General features: G+C 67.1%; 12 protein-coding genes. 5 read left to right on the forward strand and 7 right to left on the reverse strand.

From position 1 onward, the window contains the following. Window positions 1-52 precede the first annotated feature (52 nt). The 4 genes from ACQY8M_RS19375 (at window position 53) to ACQY8M_RS19390 (ending at window position 5,748) form a co-directional block, all read left to right on the forward strand. Window positions 53-718, forward strand: coding sequence for a GntR family transcriptional regulator (locus ACQY8M_RS19375; RefSeq protein WP_428675196.1), 666 nt, complete (start codon window positions 53-55; stop codon window positions 716-718). Window positions 719-744: 26 nt separating this feature from the next. After that, window positions 745-1,737: a Bug family tripartite tricarboxylate transporter substrate binding protein gene (locus ACQY8M_RS19380; protein ID WP_428675198.1), complete on the forward strand. Its 993-nt coding sequence runs from the start codon at window positions 745-747 to the stop codon at window positions 1,735-1,737. Next, entirely contained in the window at window positions 1,734-4,658 is a 2,925-nt protein-coding gene (locus ACQY8M_RS19385) for an FAD-binding and (Fe-S)-binding domain-containing protein (protein WP_428675200.1), read from the forward strand. The genes ACQY8M_RS19380 and ACQY8M_RS19385 overlap by 4 nt, the downstream gene beginning before the upstream one ends. A 109-nt stretch (window positions 4,659-4,767) precedes the next feature. Then, window positions 4,768-5,748, forward strand: coding sequence for a Bug family tripartite tricarboxylate transporter substrate binding protein (locus ACQY8M_RS19390; protein ID WP_428675202.1), 981 nt, complete (start codon window positions 4,768-4,770; stop codon window positions 5,746-5,748). A gap of 51 nt (window positions 5,749-5,799) precedes the next feature. Here the strand turns inward: ACQY8M_RS19390 and ACQY8M_RS19395 are convergent, their stop codons facing one another. Beyond that, window positions 5,800-7,563 (reverse strand): ABC transporter ATP-binding protein, encoded by a 1,764-nt coding sequence (locus ACQY8M_RS19395; protein WP_428675204.1) that lies wholly within the window; start codon window positions 7,561-7,563, stop codon window positions 5,800-5,802. Window positions 7,564-7,569: 6 nt separating this feature from the next. Continuing rightward, a complete protein-coding gene (locus ACQY8M_RS19400) occupies window positions 7,570-7,878 on the reverse strand; it encodes a hypothetical protein (protein WP_428675637.1) in 309 nt (102 codons plus the stop codon). On the opposite strand from ACQY8M_RS19400, the gene ACQY8M_RS19405 reads away from it, so the two are divergent. Beyond that, complete coding sequence (locus ACQY8M_RS19405; protein ID WP_428675206.1) at window positions 7,768-8,826, forward strand: glycosyltransferase family 4 protein; 1,059 nt, start codon at window positions 7,768-7,770, stop codon at window positions 8,824-8,826. The two genes, ACQY8M_RS19400 and ACQY8M_RS19405, sit on opposite strands and share 111 nt — an antisense overlap. Window positions 8,827-8,921: 95 nt before the next feature. On the opposite strand, the gene ACQY8M_RS19410 is transcribed toward ACQY8M_RS19405, so the two are convergent. The 5 genes from ACQY8M_RS19410 to ACQY8M_RS19430 all read right to left on the reverse strand — a co-directional run bounded on the left by ACQY8M_RS19410 (window position 8,922) and on the right by ACQY8M_RS19430 (window position 14,847). Beyond that, a complete protein-coding gene (locus tag ACQY8M_RS19410) occupies window positions 8,922-10,178 on the reverse strand; it encodes an MFS transporter (protein WP_428675208.1) in 1,257 nt (418 codons plus the stop codon). Continuing rightward, the gene (locus tag ACQY8M_RS19415) at window positions 10,178-10,624 is read right to left on the reverse strand and encodes a PRC-barrel domain-containing protein (RefSeq protein WP_428675210.1); all 447 of its coding nucleotides are present in this window, start codon (window positions 10,622-10,624) and stop codon (window positions 10,178-10,180) included. The genes ACQY8M_RS19410 and ACQY8M_RS19415 overlap by 1 nt, the downstream gene beginning before the upstream one ends. 15 nt (window positions 10,625-10,639) lie before the next feature. Continuing rightward, complete coding sequence (locus ACQY8M_RS19420) at window positions 10,640-12,838, reverse strand: amylo-alpha-1,6-glucosidase (protein WP_428675212.1); 2,199 nt, start codon at window positions 12,836-12,838, stop codon at window positions 10,640-10,642. A 90-nt stretch (window positions 12,839-12,928) separates the two neighbouring features. After that, window positions 12,929-14,344 (reverse strand): MmgE/PrpD family protein, encoded by a 1,416-nt coding sequence (locus ACQY8M_RS19425; RefSeq protein WP_428675214.1) that lies wholly within the window; start codon window positions 14,342-14,344, stop codon window positions 12,929-12,931. Next, the gene (locus ACQY8M_RS19430; RefSeq protein WP_428675216.1) at window positions 14,341-14,847 is read right to left on the reverse strand and encodes a PadR family transcriptional regulator; all 507 of its coding nucleotides are present in this window, start codon (window positions 14,845-14,847) and stop codon (window positions 14,341-14,343) included. The genes ACQY8M_RS19425 and ACQY8M_RS19430 overlap by 4 nt, the downstream gene beginning before the upstream one ends. Window positions 14,848-14,911 lie beyond the last annotated feature (64 nt).

Genomic DNA, 14,911 nt, shown 5'->3' on the forward strand with positions numbered 1-14,911 from the left:
TGCGATTTGGAGTTGCATTTTGTATACAACATGCGAGAGTGAGTCCAGCATTATGGACGGTACGACTTTCCCGATCGCGCGTTCGAGCCTGCCCGAGGCGGCGGCGGAGCGACTGCGCACCCTGATCATCGAGGGCGAGCTTGCCCCCGGCGCGCGACTGAACGAGCGCGAGCTGAGCGAGCGGCTGGGCGTGTCACGGACACCGTTGCGCGAGGCTTTCCGCATGCTCGCGGCCGACGGGCTGCTGGTCCAGCTGCCCAACCGCGGCGCCCAGGTCGTCGCCCTCTCGCGCGAGGACGTGCGGCACGCCTTCGAGGTGATGGCCGCGCTGGAGGGACTGTCCGGTGAGCTGGCCGTGGCGCGGGTCGCCGACGCCGACCTCGAGGCGCTGCGCGGCCTGCAGGACGAGATGGAGCGGGCGCATGCCCGCCGCGACCTGCCGGCCTATTACCGCGTCAATCGCGCCATCCATGACCGGATCAATGCGATTGCTGGCAATCCGATCCTGACCCACAGCTTCAAGACGCTGAATGCGCGCCTGCATGCGCTGCGCTTCCGCTCCAACCTCGTGCAGGCCAAGTGGGATCATGCGGTGAGAGAGCATCGCGAGATGATCGAGGCGCTGGCAGCGCGCGACGGCGAGCGGCTGCGCGACCTGCTGGTCCGGCATGTGCGCACCAAGCTGCGCGCCGTGCTGGAGACCATGGATGATCAGTAAAGAGTCCTGGGGAGGAAAGTAGGGTCATGTCCAAGTCGTTGCAGTCTTCGCGTCGCCGATTGCTCTCCGGTGGCCTCGCCGCCGCTCTGGCGGCGCCTTCGATTGGCCGTGCGCAGGCCGCCTGGCCGACCGGACCGATCACCTGGATCAACCCGTTTCCCGCCGGCGGTGGCACCGACACGTTCGCCCGGCCGCTGGCGGCGCAGGTCGGCGAGCAGCTCGGGGTGCAGATCCTGATCGACAACAAGGGCGGCGCCGGTGGCACGGTCGGCGCCTCGCTGGCGGCCAAGATGAAGCCGGACGGCTACACCTTCTTCGTCGGTGCCGTGCACCACACCATCGCGCCCTGGATCTACAAGAACCTCGACTACGACCTCGAGACCTCGTTCATCCCGCTCACCATGATCGCGCTGGTGCCGCAGGTGATCTCGATCAACCCGAGCCGCCTGCCGGTGAGGACCTACGCCGAGTTCCTCGACTACGTGAAGAAGAACCCGGGCAAGGTGAACTATGCCTCGCCCGGCGCGGGCACGGCGCATCACCTGGCGGGCGAGCTCTACGCGTTGGAGACCGGCACCAAGTTCACCCACGTGCCCTATCGCGGCGCAGGCCCGGCGATGCAGGACCTGCTGGCCGGCAATGTCGACATGATGTTCGACGGCATGGGCACCTCGGCCCAGCAGATCCGCCAGAACCGCCTGATCGGGCTGGCGACGGCGACGCCGCAGCGGGTCGGTGAATTCCCGAACATCCCGACCTCGGCCGAGGTCGGCGTGCCCAACTGGATCGTCTCGACCTGGTATGGCATGTGGGCCATCAAGGGCACGCCGCAGCCGATCGTCGATCGCATGTACGCCGAGATCGCAAAAGCGTTGAAGACCGAGAAGATGCAGGCGATCTGGAAGGAGCAGGTGGCGCAAGTGGGCGGCGAGCCGCCGGCCGAGTTCGCCAAGCGCATCCGGACCGAACTCGAGAAGTGGCAGAAGGTCGTGGCCGCAGCAGGAGTGAAACTGGAGTGAGCACGCTCGAAGACAGGCTGCGCGACGCGGTCAAGGGCGAGGTCCTGTTCGACCGGGCCTCGCGCGGCCGCTACTCGACCGACGCCTCGATCTACCAGATCGAGCCGGTCGGCATCGTCATCCCGCGCGACGAGACCGATCTCGGCATCGCGCTCGACGTGGCGCGCGACGCGAAGGCCGCGATCCTGCCGCGCGGCGCCGGCACCTCGCAGTGCGGCCAGACGGTGGGCGAGGCGCTGGTTATCGATTTCTCCAAGCACATGCGCAACGTCGTCGGCTTTGACAAGAATCGCGCCGAGGTCACGGTCCAGCCCGGCGTCGTTCTCGACCAGCTCAATGCGTGGCTGAAGCCGCACGGCCTCTGGTATCCCGTCGATGTCTCGACCTCGGCGCAATGCACCCTGGGCGGCATGGCGGGCAACAATTCCTGCGGCAGCCGGTCGATCCGCTACGGCAACATGGTGCACAACGTCGCCGGCCTCGACGCCATCCTGGCCGACGGCACGCGCGCGCGCTTCGACGCCCAGCGGCCGGAGGACATGCATCCGGCCGTGCGCGCCATTGCCGACAGGGTCGCCGGGCTGGCCATCGCCGAGCAGGACGAGATCGTCCGCATGTATCCCAAGGTGCTGCGCCGGGTGGCGGGCTACAACCTCGACATCTTCTTCCCGCAGTCGGAGCGGCCCTATACGACCGACAACTCGGTCAACATGGCGCATCTGCTGGTCGGTAGCGAAGGCACGCTGGCCGTCACCGAACGTCTGACCCTCAAGCTCTCGGCCCTGCCCAAGCACAAGACGCTGGGCGTGGTGAACTTCGCGAGCTTCTACAAGGCGATGGACTCGGCGCAGCACATCGTGAGGCTGAAGCCGACGGCGGTGGAGCTGGTCGACCGCACGATGATCGAGCTGGCGCGCGCCAATCCGGCCTTTCGGCCGGTGATCGAAAAGGCGCTGATCGGCAAGCCCGAGGCGATCCTGCTGGTCGAGTTCGCGGGCGAGGAGCGCGAGGACCAGCTGCGCGACCTGCAGCGGCTGGTCGAGCTGATGGGCGACATCGGCCTGCCGGGCAGCGTGGTGGAGATGCCCGATCCGGGGCCGCAGGCCGCGCTGTGGGAGGTCCGCAAGGCCGGCCTCAACATCATGATGTCGATGAAGGGCGACGGTAAGCCGGTCTCCTTCATCGAGGATTGCGCGGTGCCGCTGGAGCATCTCGCCGACTACACACAGCGCCTCACCGAGGTGTTTGCGAAGCACGGCACCAAGGGCACGTGGTATGCGCATGCGTCGGTCGGTACGCTGCATGTGCGCCCAATCCTCGACATGCGCCGCGAGGGGGCGGCCAAGATGCGCGCGATCGCCGAGGAGGCCTCGGCGATGGTGCGTGAATACAAGGGCGCCTATTCGGGCGAGCACGGCGATGGGCTGGTGCGCTCGGAGTGGGTCGGCTGGCAGTTCGGGCCGCGCCTCACCAAAGCCTTCGAGACGATCAAGGACCTGTTCGATCCGGACAACCGGCTCAATCCGGGCAAGATCGTGCGGCCGTCGAGGATGGACGACCGTGAGCTGTTCCGCTTCAAGCCGGGCTACGGCAGCGTCGAATACAAGCCCGCGCTCGACTGGTCGGCGTGGAACGTGCAGAACGATCCGCGCACCGAAGAGCTGACCGAGCCCGGCACTGGCGGCGATGCGAGCGGCGGCTTCGCGAAGGCCACCGAGATGTGCAACAACAACGGCCACTGCCGGAAGTTCGACGCGGGCACGATGTGTCCCTCCTTCCGCGTGACGCGCGACGAGATCCATTTGACGCGCGGCCGCGCCAATACGTTGCGGCTCGCCCTGAGCGGCCAGCTCGGCGCCGACGCGCTGACCTCCGATGCCGTCGCCAGGGCGATGGACCTTTGCGTGAGCTGCAAGGGCTGCAAGCGCGACTGCCCGACCGGCGTCGACATGGCGAAGATGAAGATCGAGGTGAAGTCGGCGCGGCGCATGAGCAAGGGCCTGCGGCTGCGCGACAGGCTGATCGGCGACCTGCCGGCGATGGCGCCGTGGGCGCGACGGATGCCGTGGCTGTTCAACATGGCCGCGTTCGTGCAGCCCTTCATCGGGTTCGCCAAGCAGCGTGCGCTGCCGAAGTGGCGCGGCGACACGTTCCTGGCGACCACGGAGCCGGACGAGGTCGACGCGACCGTCGTCATCTTCGCCGACACCTTCTCCAACAATTTCGAGCCCGAGATCCTGCATGCCGCGCGGCGGGTGCTGACCGCGGCCGGCCATCGGGTCGCCGTGGCCTGGCCGACCCTCGGCGCGCGCGCGCTGTGCTGCGGCCGGACCTATCTCGCGACCGGCCAGGTCGACAAGGCACGTGACGAGGCCAGGCGTCTGCTGGAGGCGCTGTCGCCGTTCGTGGCGCGCGGCGTGCCGGTGATCGGGCTGGAGCCGTCCTGCCTGTTCACCCTGCGCGACGAGTTCCTCTCGCTCGGTCTCGGCGAGGCGGAGCGCCGGACGGCCGACAGCGCGCTGCTGTTCGAGGAATTCCTCGTGCGCGAGAAGAAGGCGGGCCGGCTCGCGCTCGAGCTGAAGCCACTGGCCGAGAAGACCGCGCTGCTGCACGGCCATTGCCACCAGAAGGCGTTCGGCGCGATGAGCGCAGTGCAGGAAGCGCTGGCGCTGGTCCCCGAGCTGGCGGTGAAGCCGATCGAGTCCAGTTGCTGCGGCATGGCGGGCAGCTTCGGCTACGAGGCCGAGCACTATGCGACTTCTGTCGCCATGGCCGAGCTGTCGCTGATGCCGGCGGTGCGCAAGGCCGATGCCGATACGCTGATCGTCGCCGACGGCACCTCCTGCCGCCACCAGATCGCCGACGGCGCCAACCGCCACGCGCTGCACGTCGCGCAGGTGCTCGAGCGCGCCTTGGGGTAGTGCTTCCGCGAGGAGCACGAAGGCCGCCAGGCGGATCGCCGGGATAGGCAATCGCCACTGGCGACGGCTAAGAGACCTCTCCAGTCGTTAATCGGAATCGGAGTACATTGTGACGATCAACAAGCGCGAGCTCATGCTCGGCGCCTTCGCGGCTACGGTGTCGTCGGCCGCCGCCGCGGTGCCTGCTGCAGCGCAGAATTTTCCGTCGAAGCCCATCCGCATCATCGCGCCCTTTGCGGCGGGCGGGAACGTGGACGTCACCGCTCGGCTGGTCGGCGAGGCAATGTCGCGCCAGCTCGGCCAGTCGGTGATCATCGACAATCGTCCGGGAGCGGGCGGGGTGGTCGGCAACGACGCGACCCTCGCCGCGCCGGCCGACGGCTACACCCTCGTCGTCGGTGCGTTCGGCACGCTCTACGTGGCACCGCTGATGGCCGGCAAGCCGTCGATGATCCCGTCCTTTGCGCCGGTCAGCATGCTGAGCACGGTTCCCATGGTGGTCGATGTTCCCGCCAACAGCCGCTTTGCCGACTGGAAGGCGCTGATGGCTGAGGCCAAGGCCAAGCCCGGCACGGTGACGCTCGGCCATGCCGGCAACGGCACGAGCAACCATACTGACATCCTGCTCATCCAGCTGAGCGAGAAGGTGACGTTCAACATCGTGCCCTACAGGGGCTCGGGCGTCGGCCTCAATGACGTGATGGCCGGACAGATCGACGGCTATGTCGACCAGCTCTCGACCTCCCTGCCGCACATCAAGTCGGGCAAGCTGCGGCCCCTCCTCATCATCGGCCCGCAGCGCGTGGCCGAGCTGCCGGACGTGCCGAGCCTTGCCGATGTCGGCATCCCGCCCTTCGACGGCGGCACGACGCTCGGCATGTTCGTCCGGAGCGAGACGCCCAAGCCCATCATCATGGCGCTCAACGCAGCGATCGTCGCCGCACTGGATGTCCCGGCGGTCCGCCAGCGCCTGACCGAACTCGGTGCGGTGGTCCGCCCGTCGACGCCCGAAGAGCTCATCCAGGTCATGAAGGCCGACGAGAAGAACATTGGCGGACTGGCCAAGTTGGGCCTGCTGAAACCCGAGTAGGCGCGACTCGCGCTGAGGGCGCGGCTCTCCAGAGCGGCGCTCCCAGCAGGATCAGGCGGCCTGGCGGGACAGGCGGGCCATTTCCTGGTCGACCAGCGTGCGGTACGGGCCGCCGCGCCGCACTAGGTCGCCGGGCGCTCCGTCCTGCATCACGCGGCCTTCCTGCAGGAGCACGATCCGGTCGAAGCTGCGCAAGGTCGAGATGCGGTGCGCGATCGCGATCACCGTACGGCCGCGCATCAGCCGCTCCAACGCCTGGCGAATGGCCTCTTCCGATGCGGTGTCGAGCGAGGAGGTTGCCTCGTCGAGCAGCAGGATCGGCGAATCCTTGAGGAGGGCACGGGCAATGGCGATGCGCTGCCGCTGGCCACCGGACAGGCGCGCGCCGCGATCGCCGACGACGGTGGCGAAGCCCGATGGCAGCGCCTCGATGAAATCCCGGCAGCACGCCATTTCGGCCACGCGCTTGACCTCGGCGTCGCCTGCGTCGGGCTTACCGTAGCGGATATTGTCCAGAATCGAGCGGTGCAGGAGGCTGATGTCCTGCGGCACGTAGGCGATGGCGCGCTGCACGCTGTCCTGCGTGATCCGCGCGATGTCCTGGCCGTCGATCCGGATGCATCCGGCGTCGACGTCGGCGAGGCGTTGCACGAGCTTGAGGATCGTCGATTTGCCGCTGCCCGAGGGACCGACCAGCCCGGTTCGTTGACCCGACTCGAAGTGCAGGCTGAAGTCGTGAAGCACGGGGCGATGGCCGGGATAGGCGAACGACACCTTCTCGAAGGCAACATCATGATGACGTGACTGCAGAGGCGCCGCCCCGACGGGATCGCGCAGCACATGCGGCTGCAACAGGGTGGCGATCGCCTCGGCAAGCCGCGCCATGTGCTGGGTGACGTCGACCAGGGCCACCGCGAGGTCCCGCGTGGCATGCAGGATCGTGAAGCCCAAGGTGCACACGAGCACGACGTCGCCGCCGCTCACCTCTCCGCGCTGCCACAGCATGATCGCCCAGGCGAGCACTGCGATCGCCAGGCTGGCGGTGATGACGGCGTGAAGCAGGCGCACCTTCTCGAGGTAGAGCAGGCTCTTGCGCCGCGCCGTCATCTCGTGCCCGAGTGTCTTCTCGAATCTGACGTGCTCGCGGCCGGCTGCGCCGAAGGTGCGGACCAGAGGCATGTTGCCGATCACGTCGGCCAGCTCGCCTTCCACCCTGGCCGCCTTGTCGGCAAAGCCGTGATGCAGGGGCGCACCGGCGGCGGCCAGCCGGAAAAGAAGATAGATCATCCCGGCGGCGATCGCCGTCAGCGCGGCCGTCATCGGCAGGCTGACCGTGGCGAGGTAGGCCACCGCGAACAGCGTGGCGGCGCAGGGCGGCAATACATTCCAGATGAACAGATTGCCGATGGCGAAGGCGGCGTTGGAGGCGGCCGTGATCCGGCCGGTCAGGGTGCCCCCCAGGCGCTCTGCGAAGTAGCTCGGCGCATGACCGGTGAGGTACCGGAAAATCTCGCCTCGCAGGTCGCCCGTCACGCCGACGAAGGCGTGGCTCGAGATCCAGCCGGCGAGCCGCCACAGAAGATTGTCGGCGGCAACCAGCGTCACGAGGAAGGCGAAGGCGAGCCAGATGCCGGCGTGAGCCGGACCTCTGCCCAGGGCGTCGACCAACGATTTCACCGCATATTGGGTGCTCACCGAACAGCCGACGGCAGCCAACACGGCGAGGAAGATCGCGGCGTGTGCCTTGGGTCGGCGGCGTACGTATCGGAACAGGAAGACGATCGGACGTCGGGCGTAGGTGCTCAGATGGTCCATCGACCTTTAATGCCGCGCCGCGGCGAACGGTGTCTGTGACAAATACGGAACATAATCGGGTGTCGCGCGTAAACGCTCGGGATGCGTGTAACCGCCGCGGCGCAGCAGTTCTGAAACAACGAAGAATTGTGACAAATAAGGAGCCGCCGCGCGTCCACCACATTTGTCCAGCACGTGATTGGGCTTGAAACTGGAGGTACAGGTATGCGTATCGCGCAGATAGCTCCTTTGACCGAGGCCATTCCGCCGAAACTCTATGGTGGCACCGAGCGAGTGGTTTCGTGGTTGACGGATGAACTGATAAACCTCGGCCACGACGTCACACTTTTCGCGAGCGGCGATTCGGTGACCAAGGCAAAGCTCGAGCCGATCTGGCCACGAGCCTTACGTCTCGATGGGACGGTCCGCGACCCGATGGCCTTGCATATGTCGATGCTCGAGCGCGTCTACCAGCGTGCCGGGGAGTTCGATGTGCTTCATTTCCATCTCGACTACTACCCGTTCTCCCTGTTTTCCCGCCAGTCGACACCGTTCATCACGACGCTGCACGGACGGCTGGATCTTCCCGAGCATCAGGTGGTCTTCGATACGTTTCCCGAGGCACCGGTGATCTCGATCTCCCATGCCCAGCGCCGGCCGGTCCTCCAGGCCAACTGGGTGAGCAATATCTATCACGGCCTGCCGGCCCAATTGCTCCGGCCGCGGGACGGCGTGCCTTCCTATCTCGCCGTATTGGGCCGCATCGCCCCGGAAAAGGCGGTCGACCGTGCCATTCGCATCGCCGTGCGCAGCAAGCTGCCGCTCAAGATTGCCGCCAAGATCGATTCCGTCGATCGCGAATATTTCGAACGCGAGATCCATCCGCACCTTGGGCTGCCGGGCATCGACTATATCGGCGAGATCAGCGACACGCAGAAGTCCGGCTTCCTGAGCGGCGCGATCGCCCTTCTCGTGCCGATCGACTGGCCCGAACCGTTCGGCCTGGTGATGATCGAGGCGATGGCGTGCGGAACGCCCGTGATCGCCTATGGCGCGGGCTCCGTGCCGGAAATCGTAGAGGACGGTGTCACAGGCTTCATCGTCGATAACGAAGCCGCGGCCGCTGATGCAATTCGCGATCGGGTGCCGTCCCTGTCGCGAGCAAGAATCCGCGCTCGTTTCGAGGAGCGCTTCACGGCGCAGCGCATGGCCGCGGACTATCTGAACGTCTACCAGAGCCTGGTCGCAGCCGGCGAACGGCGCCTGCGCCTCGTCAAGGCCTGACTGCTAAGCTCTTGCTGGGAGCGCGGCTCTCCAGAGCCGCTCAGGGTAAGCGGGTCTGGAGACCCGCGCTCCCAGCACGACGAAGACAGGCCCTTTCAGGGCACATGCTGCTCGACCTTGTTACGGCGCAGAGCCGTGTGCGGTCGCGTTTCCGGCATCCGTAGGGCGACGAGGACGAGCGCGATCGCCGCGATGGCCGCAAGCGCGGCGAATGCCGACGCGCTGCCGAACCGGTCGGTCACGTAGCCGGCAAGACCGGGACTGAGCGAGGCGCCGACGCCCATCATGGTTCCGATCAGCCCCTGGGTGAGGTTGAAGCGGCCGGTGCCGCGGGTGAGGTCGGCAATCGTGAGCGGGACCATCACGCTCATCACGGTAGCCGTTATGCCATCGAGGAGCTGGATGGCGACCAGGACGTAAGGATCGGACACGGTGGCGAACAGGAAGCCGCGGATCGGCAGGGCGGCGAGACCGACCAGCAGGATCGGCCGGCGCCCCCAGCGCTCGGCCATTCGGCCGGCCCACGGCGAGAAGGCAGCGACCACGAGTTGCGGACCGACCATGCAGGCGGCGATCAGCACCGTGGCCCATTCGCTGGAGCGCGTCGTCAGGACGCTGCCCATCAGCGGCAGCATGGCCGCGTTGGCGAGGTGGAACAGCAGGATCGAGGCTCCGAACACGAGCAACGCCGGTTGGCCGATCAACTTGCGCAAGCCGAAGGAGGGCGGACGATTGGCCGATCTGGAGATGGTGACGCGGGGCGCGGCGACATTGCCATGCGCCTGCTCGGGGTCGATTTCCTGCGGCGCGATGAGATGCAGCGCCCACCAGGCCGGCAGGAGCAGCGCCGCCGTCACCAGGAAGACCGAGCGTGTCTCGAAGAAATAGCCGCAGGCACCCATGACGCCCGCCGACAGGCCGGCACCGATGGAGGCAAAGCGCGCGTTGCGCCCGAGCCGTTCGCCGATGCCGCTCGGTCCGACGAGGCCCAAACTCATGGCGGCGATGGCGGGGCCGAGCACGCAGCTCGCCGCCGCATGCAGGACGGCTGCCGCGAGGATCACGGGAAATATCGGCCACGCGGCGTAGGCGATTGCGCTGGCGCTGATCAGCGCCATGGCAACCCCGGCAACCAGCCGCTCGCGTCGCGCCCAGTCGAGCAGCGCGCCGCCCGGAACCTGTCCGACCAGCGCCACGACGCCCGACACGGAGAGGACGAGGCCGATATCGACCTGCGTCCATTTCTCGGTCGTCAGATAGACCGCGACGAACGGGCCGAAGCCGGTCTGCACGTCGGCAACGAAAAAGACGAACCAGTCGAGACCGCGAAGGCTGCGTCGCGATGGTTTCATCAGGGGATACGCTCCAGCGTGCCCGATGGTCCAAGGACGACGATCGGTTCGCCCTGCTTGTATTCCGGCGCAGCCTTGACCTGCTCGCGGCTGAGCTCCAGTGCGATGCTGTAGCGCTTGCTGGCTTCCGGAACGAAGCGCAGCGCGTCCCAGGCGACCGCGATCTTGCGGCTGCCGACGCCCAGGAAGCCGCCGAAATCGATGATGGCGGCGCGCGGCTTGCCTTCGCCGTCGACCAAGACGTCGGCGATGCGGCCCATCGCCTCGTTGCCCGTGCTGCGCACCTCGCCGCCCAGAATGCCCTGCACCTCGCGGCTGCCGAGCACGGTCACCGAGGGCGGGGTGGCGTTCTGGTCGGTGGGCGATGCAGCCCGTGGGTTCTGCGCCATCGCATGAGTCCAGGCGAGCGCGACCGCAAACGCAGCGAACCAGGGTCTGGCATTCATCTGCACGCTCCCCGGTCAGGACGAAATGATCGAGACCCGTGCCAGTCCGCTCTGCTTCAGAAGCTCGACGGAGACAGCGTGGTCGTGGCGCCGGACCTTGAGATCGAGGCGCGCGTCGCCGAGGTGCAGGTTGCGCAGGATCACGTCGTCGAGAAACGCCGGCAGCCTCGGGTTGTGCAGCCTGATCTCGCCGCGTACCGGATCGAGTTCCAGCCCGAGCACGGCTTCGATCAGCGAGAACGGCGTGGCACTCGCCCAGGCCTGAGGCGAGCAGGCGACGGGATACAGCGTCGGGCCGCGATTGGCGCGGCGGCGAAAGCCGCAGAACAGCTCGGGCAGGCGGCGCAGGTCCATGTACGTCGCCGCGTCGAACAGGCCTTTGAACACCTGCTCGACCGCCGGCTTGAAGCCGTAGCGGGCGAGACCGAGCGCGATCAGGGCGTTGTCGTGCGGCCAGATCGAGCCGTTGTGGTAGGACATCGGATTGTAGCGCGCCTCGCCGAGCGCCACGGTGCGGATGCCCCAGCCGGAAAAGAATCGCTTCTCCATCAGCGCTGCCGCGACCGAGCGCGCGCGGTCCTGCCGTGCGATGCCGGAGAAGAGCAGCTGCCCCATGTTCGACGTGGCAACCCGGCAGGGCTGCTTGTTGCCGTCCAGCGCCAAGGCATAGATGCCGAGATCGTCGCACCAGAATGCCCGGTCGAACTTGTCGGCGAGGAGGCGGGCTTCGGTCTCGAGCCGCGACGCCTGATCCGTCCGGTTCAGGCGTCGGGCGCAGCGGGCAAGCGTGGACTTGGCCGCATGGACGTAGCCCTGCACCTCCGCCAGCGCGATCGGGCCGGTGGCGAGCGTCCCGTCGGCGTGAAAGATCGCGTCGAAGGAATCTTTCCAGCCCTGGTTGGCGAGGCCCGACTCGGTCGCGCGGAAATATTCGACGAAGCCGTCGCGATCGATGTCGCCATGGTGGTCGATCCAGGCAAGGCCGGCCTCGACCGCGGGCCACAGCGACTCGAGCGTTTCGAGGTCGCCTGTGCGCTCGGCATAGAGGCCTGCCAGCAGCAGGAAGAGAGGCGTGGAGTCGACGCTGCCGTAGTACAGCGCGAAGGGCACCTCGCCCAGCGCCGCCATTTCGCCCGACCGCATCTCGTGCAGGATCTTGCCCGGCTGGGCGTCGGACACCGGATCGTTCCTGGTCGATTGATGCGCCGCCAGGCGACGCAGCACGCCCCGGGCCATGCCGGGATCGCACCACAGCATCTGGATCGCCGTGATCAGTCCATCGCGGCCGAAGGTCGTCGAGTACCAGGGAATGCCGGCGTAGGGATAGCGCCCATCCGGCGTGTCGGTCATCAGCATCTGCAGATCGGCGGCCGACCGGCACAGGATCTCGTTGAGGAGATCGTTCGACGTTTCGACCGTCGTGGCGTCGCGGGTTGCTGCACGCAGCTCGCGTCCTGCGGCGAGCAGGCCCCTGGTGAAGGAAACGGTGCGTTGCCCGGACGACGGTTCGTTGCAGCCGACCGTGAGGCCTATCGGCCGGCTTTTCCCGGGGGCGAGCTCCAGGCGGTAGATCGCGTGATCCTTGGCAAGTGCGGTCGGCGCCGGATCGAAGCTGACCGTCGTGCTGCGCGCTTTGCCGTCGAGACCGCGATAGGCGAGGACGACGCGGTCGTGTCCGGCCACTTGCGCCGTCGCGGTGCCGCGCCGCGACCGGCTGAGCCCGCGGACCTCGAACAGGTCGGCGAAGTCGTTGGCGAAGCGGATGGCGAGCGTGAGGCCTATGGGACGGTCGCTGAAATTACGCAGCGCCAGCCTCTGACATGCGGCGTTGCGCCAGAGATAGGTCGTGCGCTCGATGTGCAGCAAGTCCTTGTGCAGGACGATGTGCCCGTCGACGTAGTAGTCGGGATTGGTGAGATCGACGGAGAGCAGCGCGTTGTCGTCACGCAGGTTCGAGCCGAGAAGCAGCAACGGTTGCCCGTTCAGCAGCAGCTCGAGCTCCGAAAGGTAGCGGGTGTCGCTGTGGAACAGACCCTCCGCGCCGCCGACCGCGCCGCCGATGTCGCCATGGCTGTCGAGCACCGCGAACGTGTCGCCAGACTTCAGCGTCCGGCGCGGCCGGGTCGCGGCCGCGACGGCGGGAATGTAGAACGGCGTCTCGGCGACGCCGTCGGACAGTTCGTTGGCAGGCAAAGTCCGTTCGGTCGACGACATGGGGCCTCGATCGGTCGGTGACTGGGAAATGTCAGACTGAACGGCCATAGTAGCCCCCGGCTCCTGAAGCCGGCGCGACACTTCAGCCGATCACAGGATGGTCATGGGCGGGTGCGCCAGGCAAATGATCCGGAGGATATCGTCGGCGTTGGCAAGCGTGTCGAGACCGAGCGCGAGCGATCCCAGGCGGTCGATTTCTTCGCGGTCCAGGAGGCCGGCGAGATTGCCGGCGAACTTGCGCTCGACATCCTCGCGCATGATCGGGTTCTCCGGGCTGCCGCGCCGGTTCAACACCTCGTGCTTCAAGGTGCGGCCATCGGCGGTGCGCACAATGACCCGCGCGGCGTGACGGAATGCCGGACCCATCGCCTCGAGCTCGTCGTCGACGAAGACCTTGATTCGGGGAATGAAGGACAGCACCTCGGGGTCGGCGATCGTCGCCTCGGTGTAGTCGCGGGCAGAGACGTCACCGCGCAGCGCCATCACTGCGATGCCGTAGAACATGTTCATCTGCGCCGCCGTCACGCCGGCCGGACGATAGGCCCAGGCGGTATGGACGAAGGTCATGCGGCCGCATCCGATCTCGATCGCATCGATGTTGCCGGGCGCGAGGCGCTCCTCGGCCAGCACGGCACGCGTCGCATCGAGGGCAGCGTGGATGCTGGTCACGTTCGGGTACATCTTGAAGCCGACCTTCGCGACTTCCCAGTCGGTCCCGAGGCCGTCGAGCAGTCGTGCCGGGTTGGGTGTCCGTGCGATCGTGCTCAAGAAGCCGCCGTAGCCGGCTTCGACGACATCGGAGATGCCGGTGAAGCCCTTCTTCGCGAGCAGCGCCGCCGTCATGCCGCCTTGCGCCGCGCGGCCGGCGTGCAGGCGCTTCACCATGGCGCCTTCCTGCGCAGCCATCAGGCCGGCGCCGAGCGAGCCCGCGATGCCGATCGCGTGCTGCATCTGCTTGGGCGAGAGCTTCAGCAGGTGGCCTGCCGTGACGGCGGCGACGAAGGCGCCCGAGGTGCCTTGCGGATGGAAGCCGTTGAGGAACAGCGCCATGGTCGCGGCATTGCCGATCCGGATGCCGATCTCGGCGCCCATCGCGATCGCGGCGACGATGTCGCGGCCGCTCAGCGTCGGGTCGGCTTCGGCCAGGGCAAGCGCCGTCGGAACCGAGAGCGAGTTGGGATGCAGGATCGACTCCTTGTGGATGTCGTCCATCTCGAAGGCGTGGCCGGCGGTGCTGTTGACCAGCACCGCGCCGGCGAGGCCGACCTTGACGCCGCTGTTCCACACCGAGGCCAGCGGCTTGCCGCCGTCCTCGAGCACGACGTCGCGCACCTTCTGCGTCCAGGGCAGGGTCGAGCCGTGCAGGCAGACACCGAGGCCATCGAGGATACTGAGCTTCACCCGGTCGATCACAGCCGGCGGGATGTCGGCAAAGCGGGTCTCGGCTGCGAAGCGGGCGAGGTCGCGCGTGGCGTGCGGGAGCAGGGACGGCAGGGAAGCGGTCATGGCTGCGGCCTGCGACGCGCCGGCGGGGGCGGGTCGGGTTTCACGATTTCCTCGAAGAGTTCGCCGAACAATTCGCGCACCTTCTTCTTCGCCGCCCTGAGCGCTGCGCGGCCAAGCGGTGTCGCGCGATACATCCGGCGGACCTGCCGTCCCTGCCGCACGACGGTGACGCTCAGATAGCCCTTCGTCTCCATCGCGTGAAGCATGGGATAAGCCGTGCCCGGGCTGAGACGGTAGCCATGCTCGCGCAGTTCCTCGATGATCCACAATCCAAAGACCGGGCCCTGGCTTGCATGATGCAGAACGTGCAGGCGGATCAATCCGCCATAGAGGTCCTTGTCGTTCAACTTCCCGTCCTCGATGCTGCGACCACTATAGCCCAACACTTGCGAGGGAGTTGCACTCGCAGATTGGAGCAGGTGCTCATGCTTTTCCGGACCGCGAGCGTCTCGCTCGCTGTCCGGAAGACGATGACGAGCAATGCAATGATCGTCTTTCGTCATCGGTTGCCGATATCGTAGGTGATGTGGCACCGTGGGCGGACCGGGCAGTCCCGGGAGGAGCGGC

The organism is Reyranella sp. (assembly GCF_965279465.1).
GTDB lineage: Bacteria > Pseudomonadota > Alphaproteobacteria > Reyranellales > Reyranellaceae > Reyranella.

Bases quoted from the DNA above. Each gene is read 5' to 3' on its own strand.
- ACQY8M_RS19430 (WP_428675216.1), bottom strand. From the start codon at position 14,847: ATGACGAAAGACGATCATTGCATTGCTCGTCATCGTCTTCCGGACAGC.
- ACQY8M_RS19380 (WP_428675198.1), top strand. From the start codon at position 745: ATGTCCAAGTCGTTGCAGTCTTCGCGTCGCCGATTGCTCTCCGGTGGC.
- ACQY8M_RS19375 (WP_428675196.1), top strand. From the start codon at position 53: ATGGACGGTACGACTTTCCCGATCGCGCGTTCGAGCCTGCCCGAGGCG.
- ACQY8M_RS19410 (WP_428675208.1), bottom strand. From the start codon at position 10,178: ATGAAACCATCGCGACGCAGCCTTCGCGGTCTCGACTGGTTCGTCTTT.
- ACQY8M_RS19420 (WP_428675212.1), bottom strand. From the start codon at position 12,838: ATGTCGTCGACCGAACGGACTTTGCCTGCCAACGAACTGTCCGACGGC.
- ACQY8M_RS19425 (WP_428675214.1), bottom strand. From the start codon at position 14,344: ATGACCGCTTCCCTGCCGTCCCTGCTCCCGCACGCCACGCGCGACCTC.
- ACQY8M_RS19395 (WP_428675204.1), bottom strand. From the start codon at position 7,563: ATGGACCATCTGAGCACCTACGCCCGACGTCCGATCGTCTTCCTGTTC.
- ACQY8M_RS19415 (WP_428675210.1), bottom strand. From the start codon at position 10,624: ATGAATGCCAGACCCTGGTTCGCTGCGTTTGCGGTCGCGCTCGCCTGG.
- ACQY8M_RS19405 (WP_428675206.1), top strand. From the start codon at position 7,768: ATGCGTATCGCGCAGATAGCTCCTTTGACCGAGGCCATTCCGCCGAAA.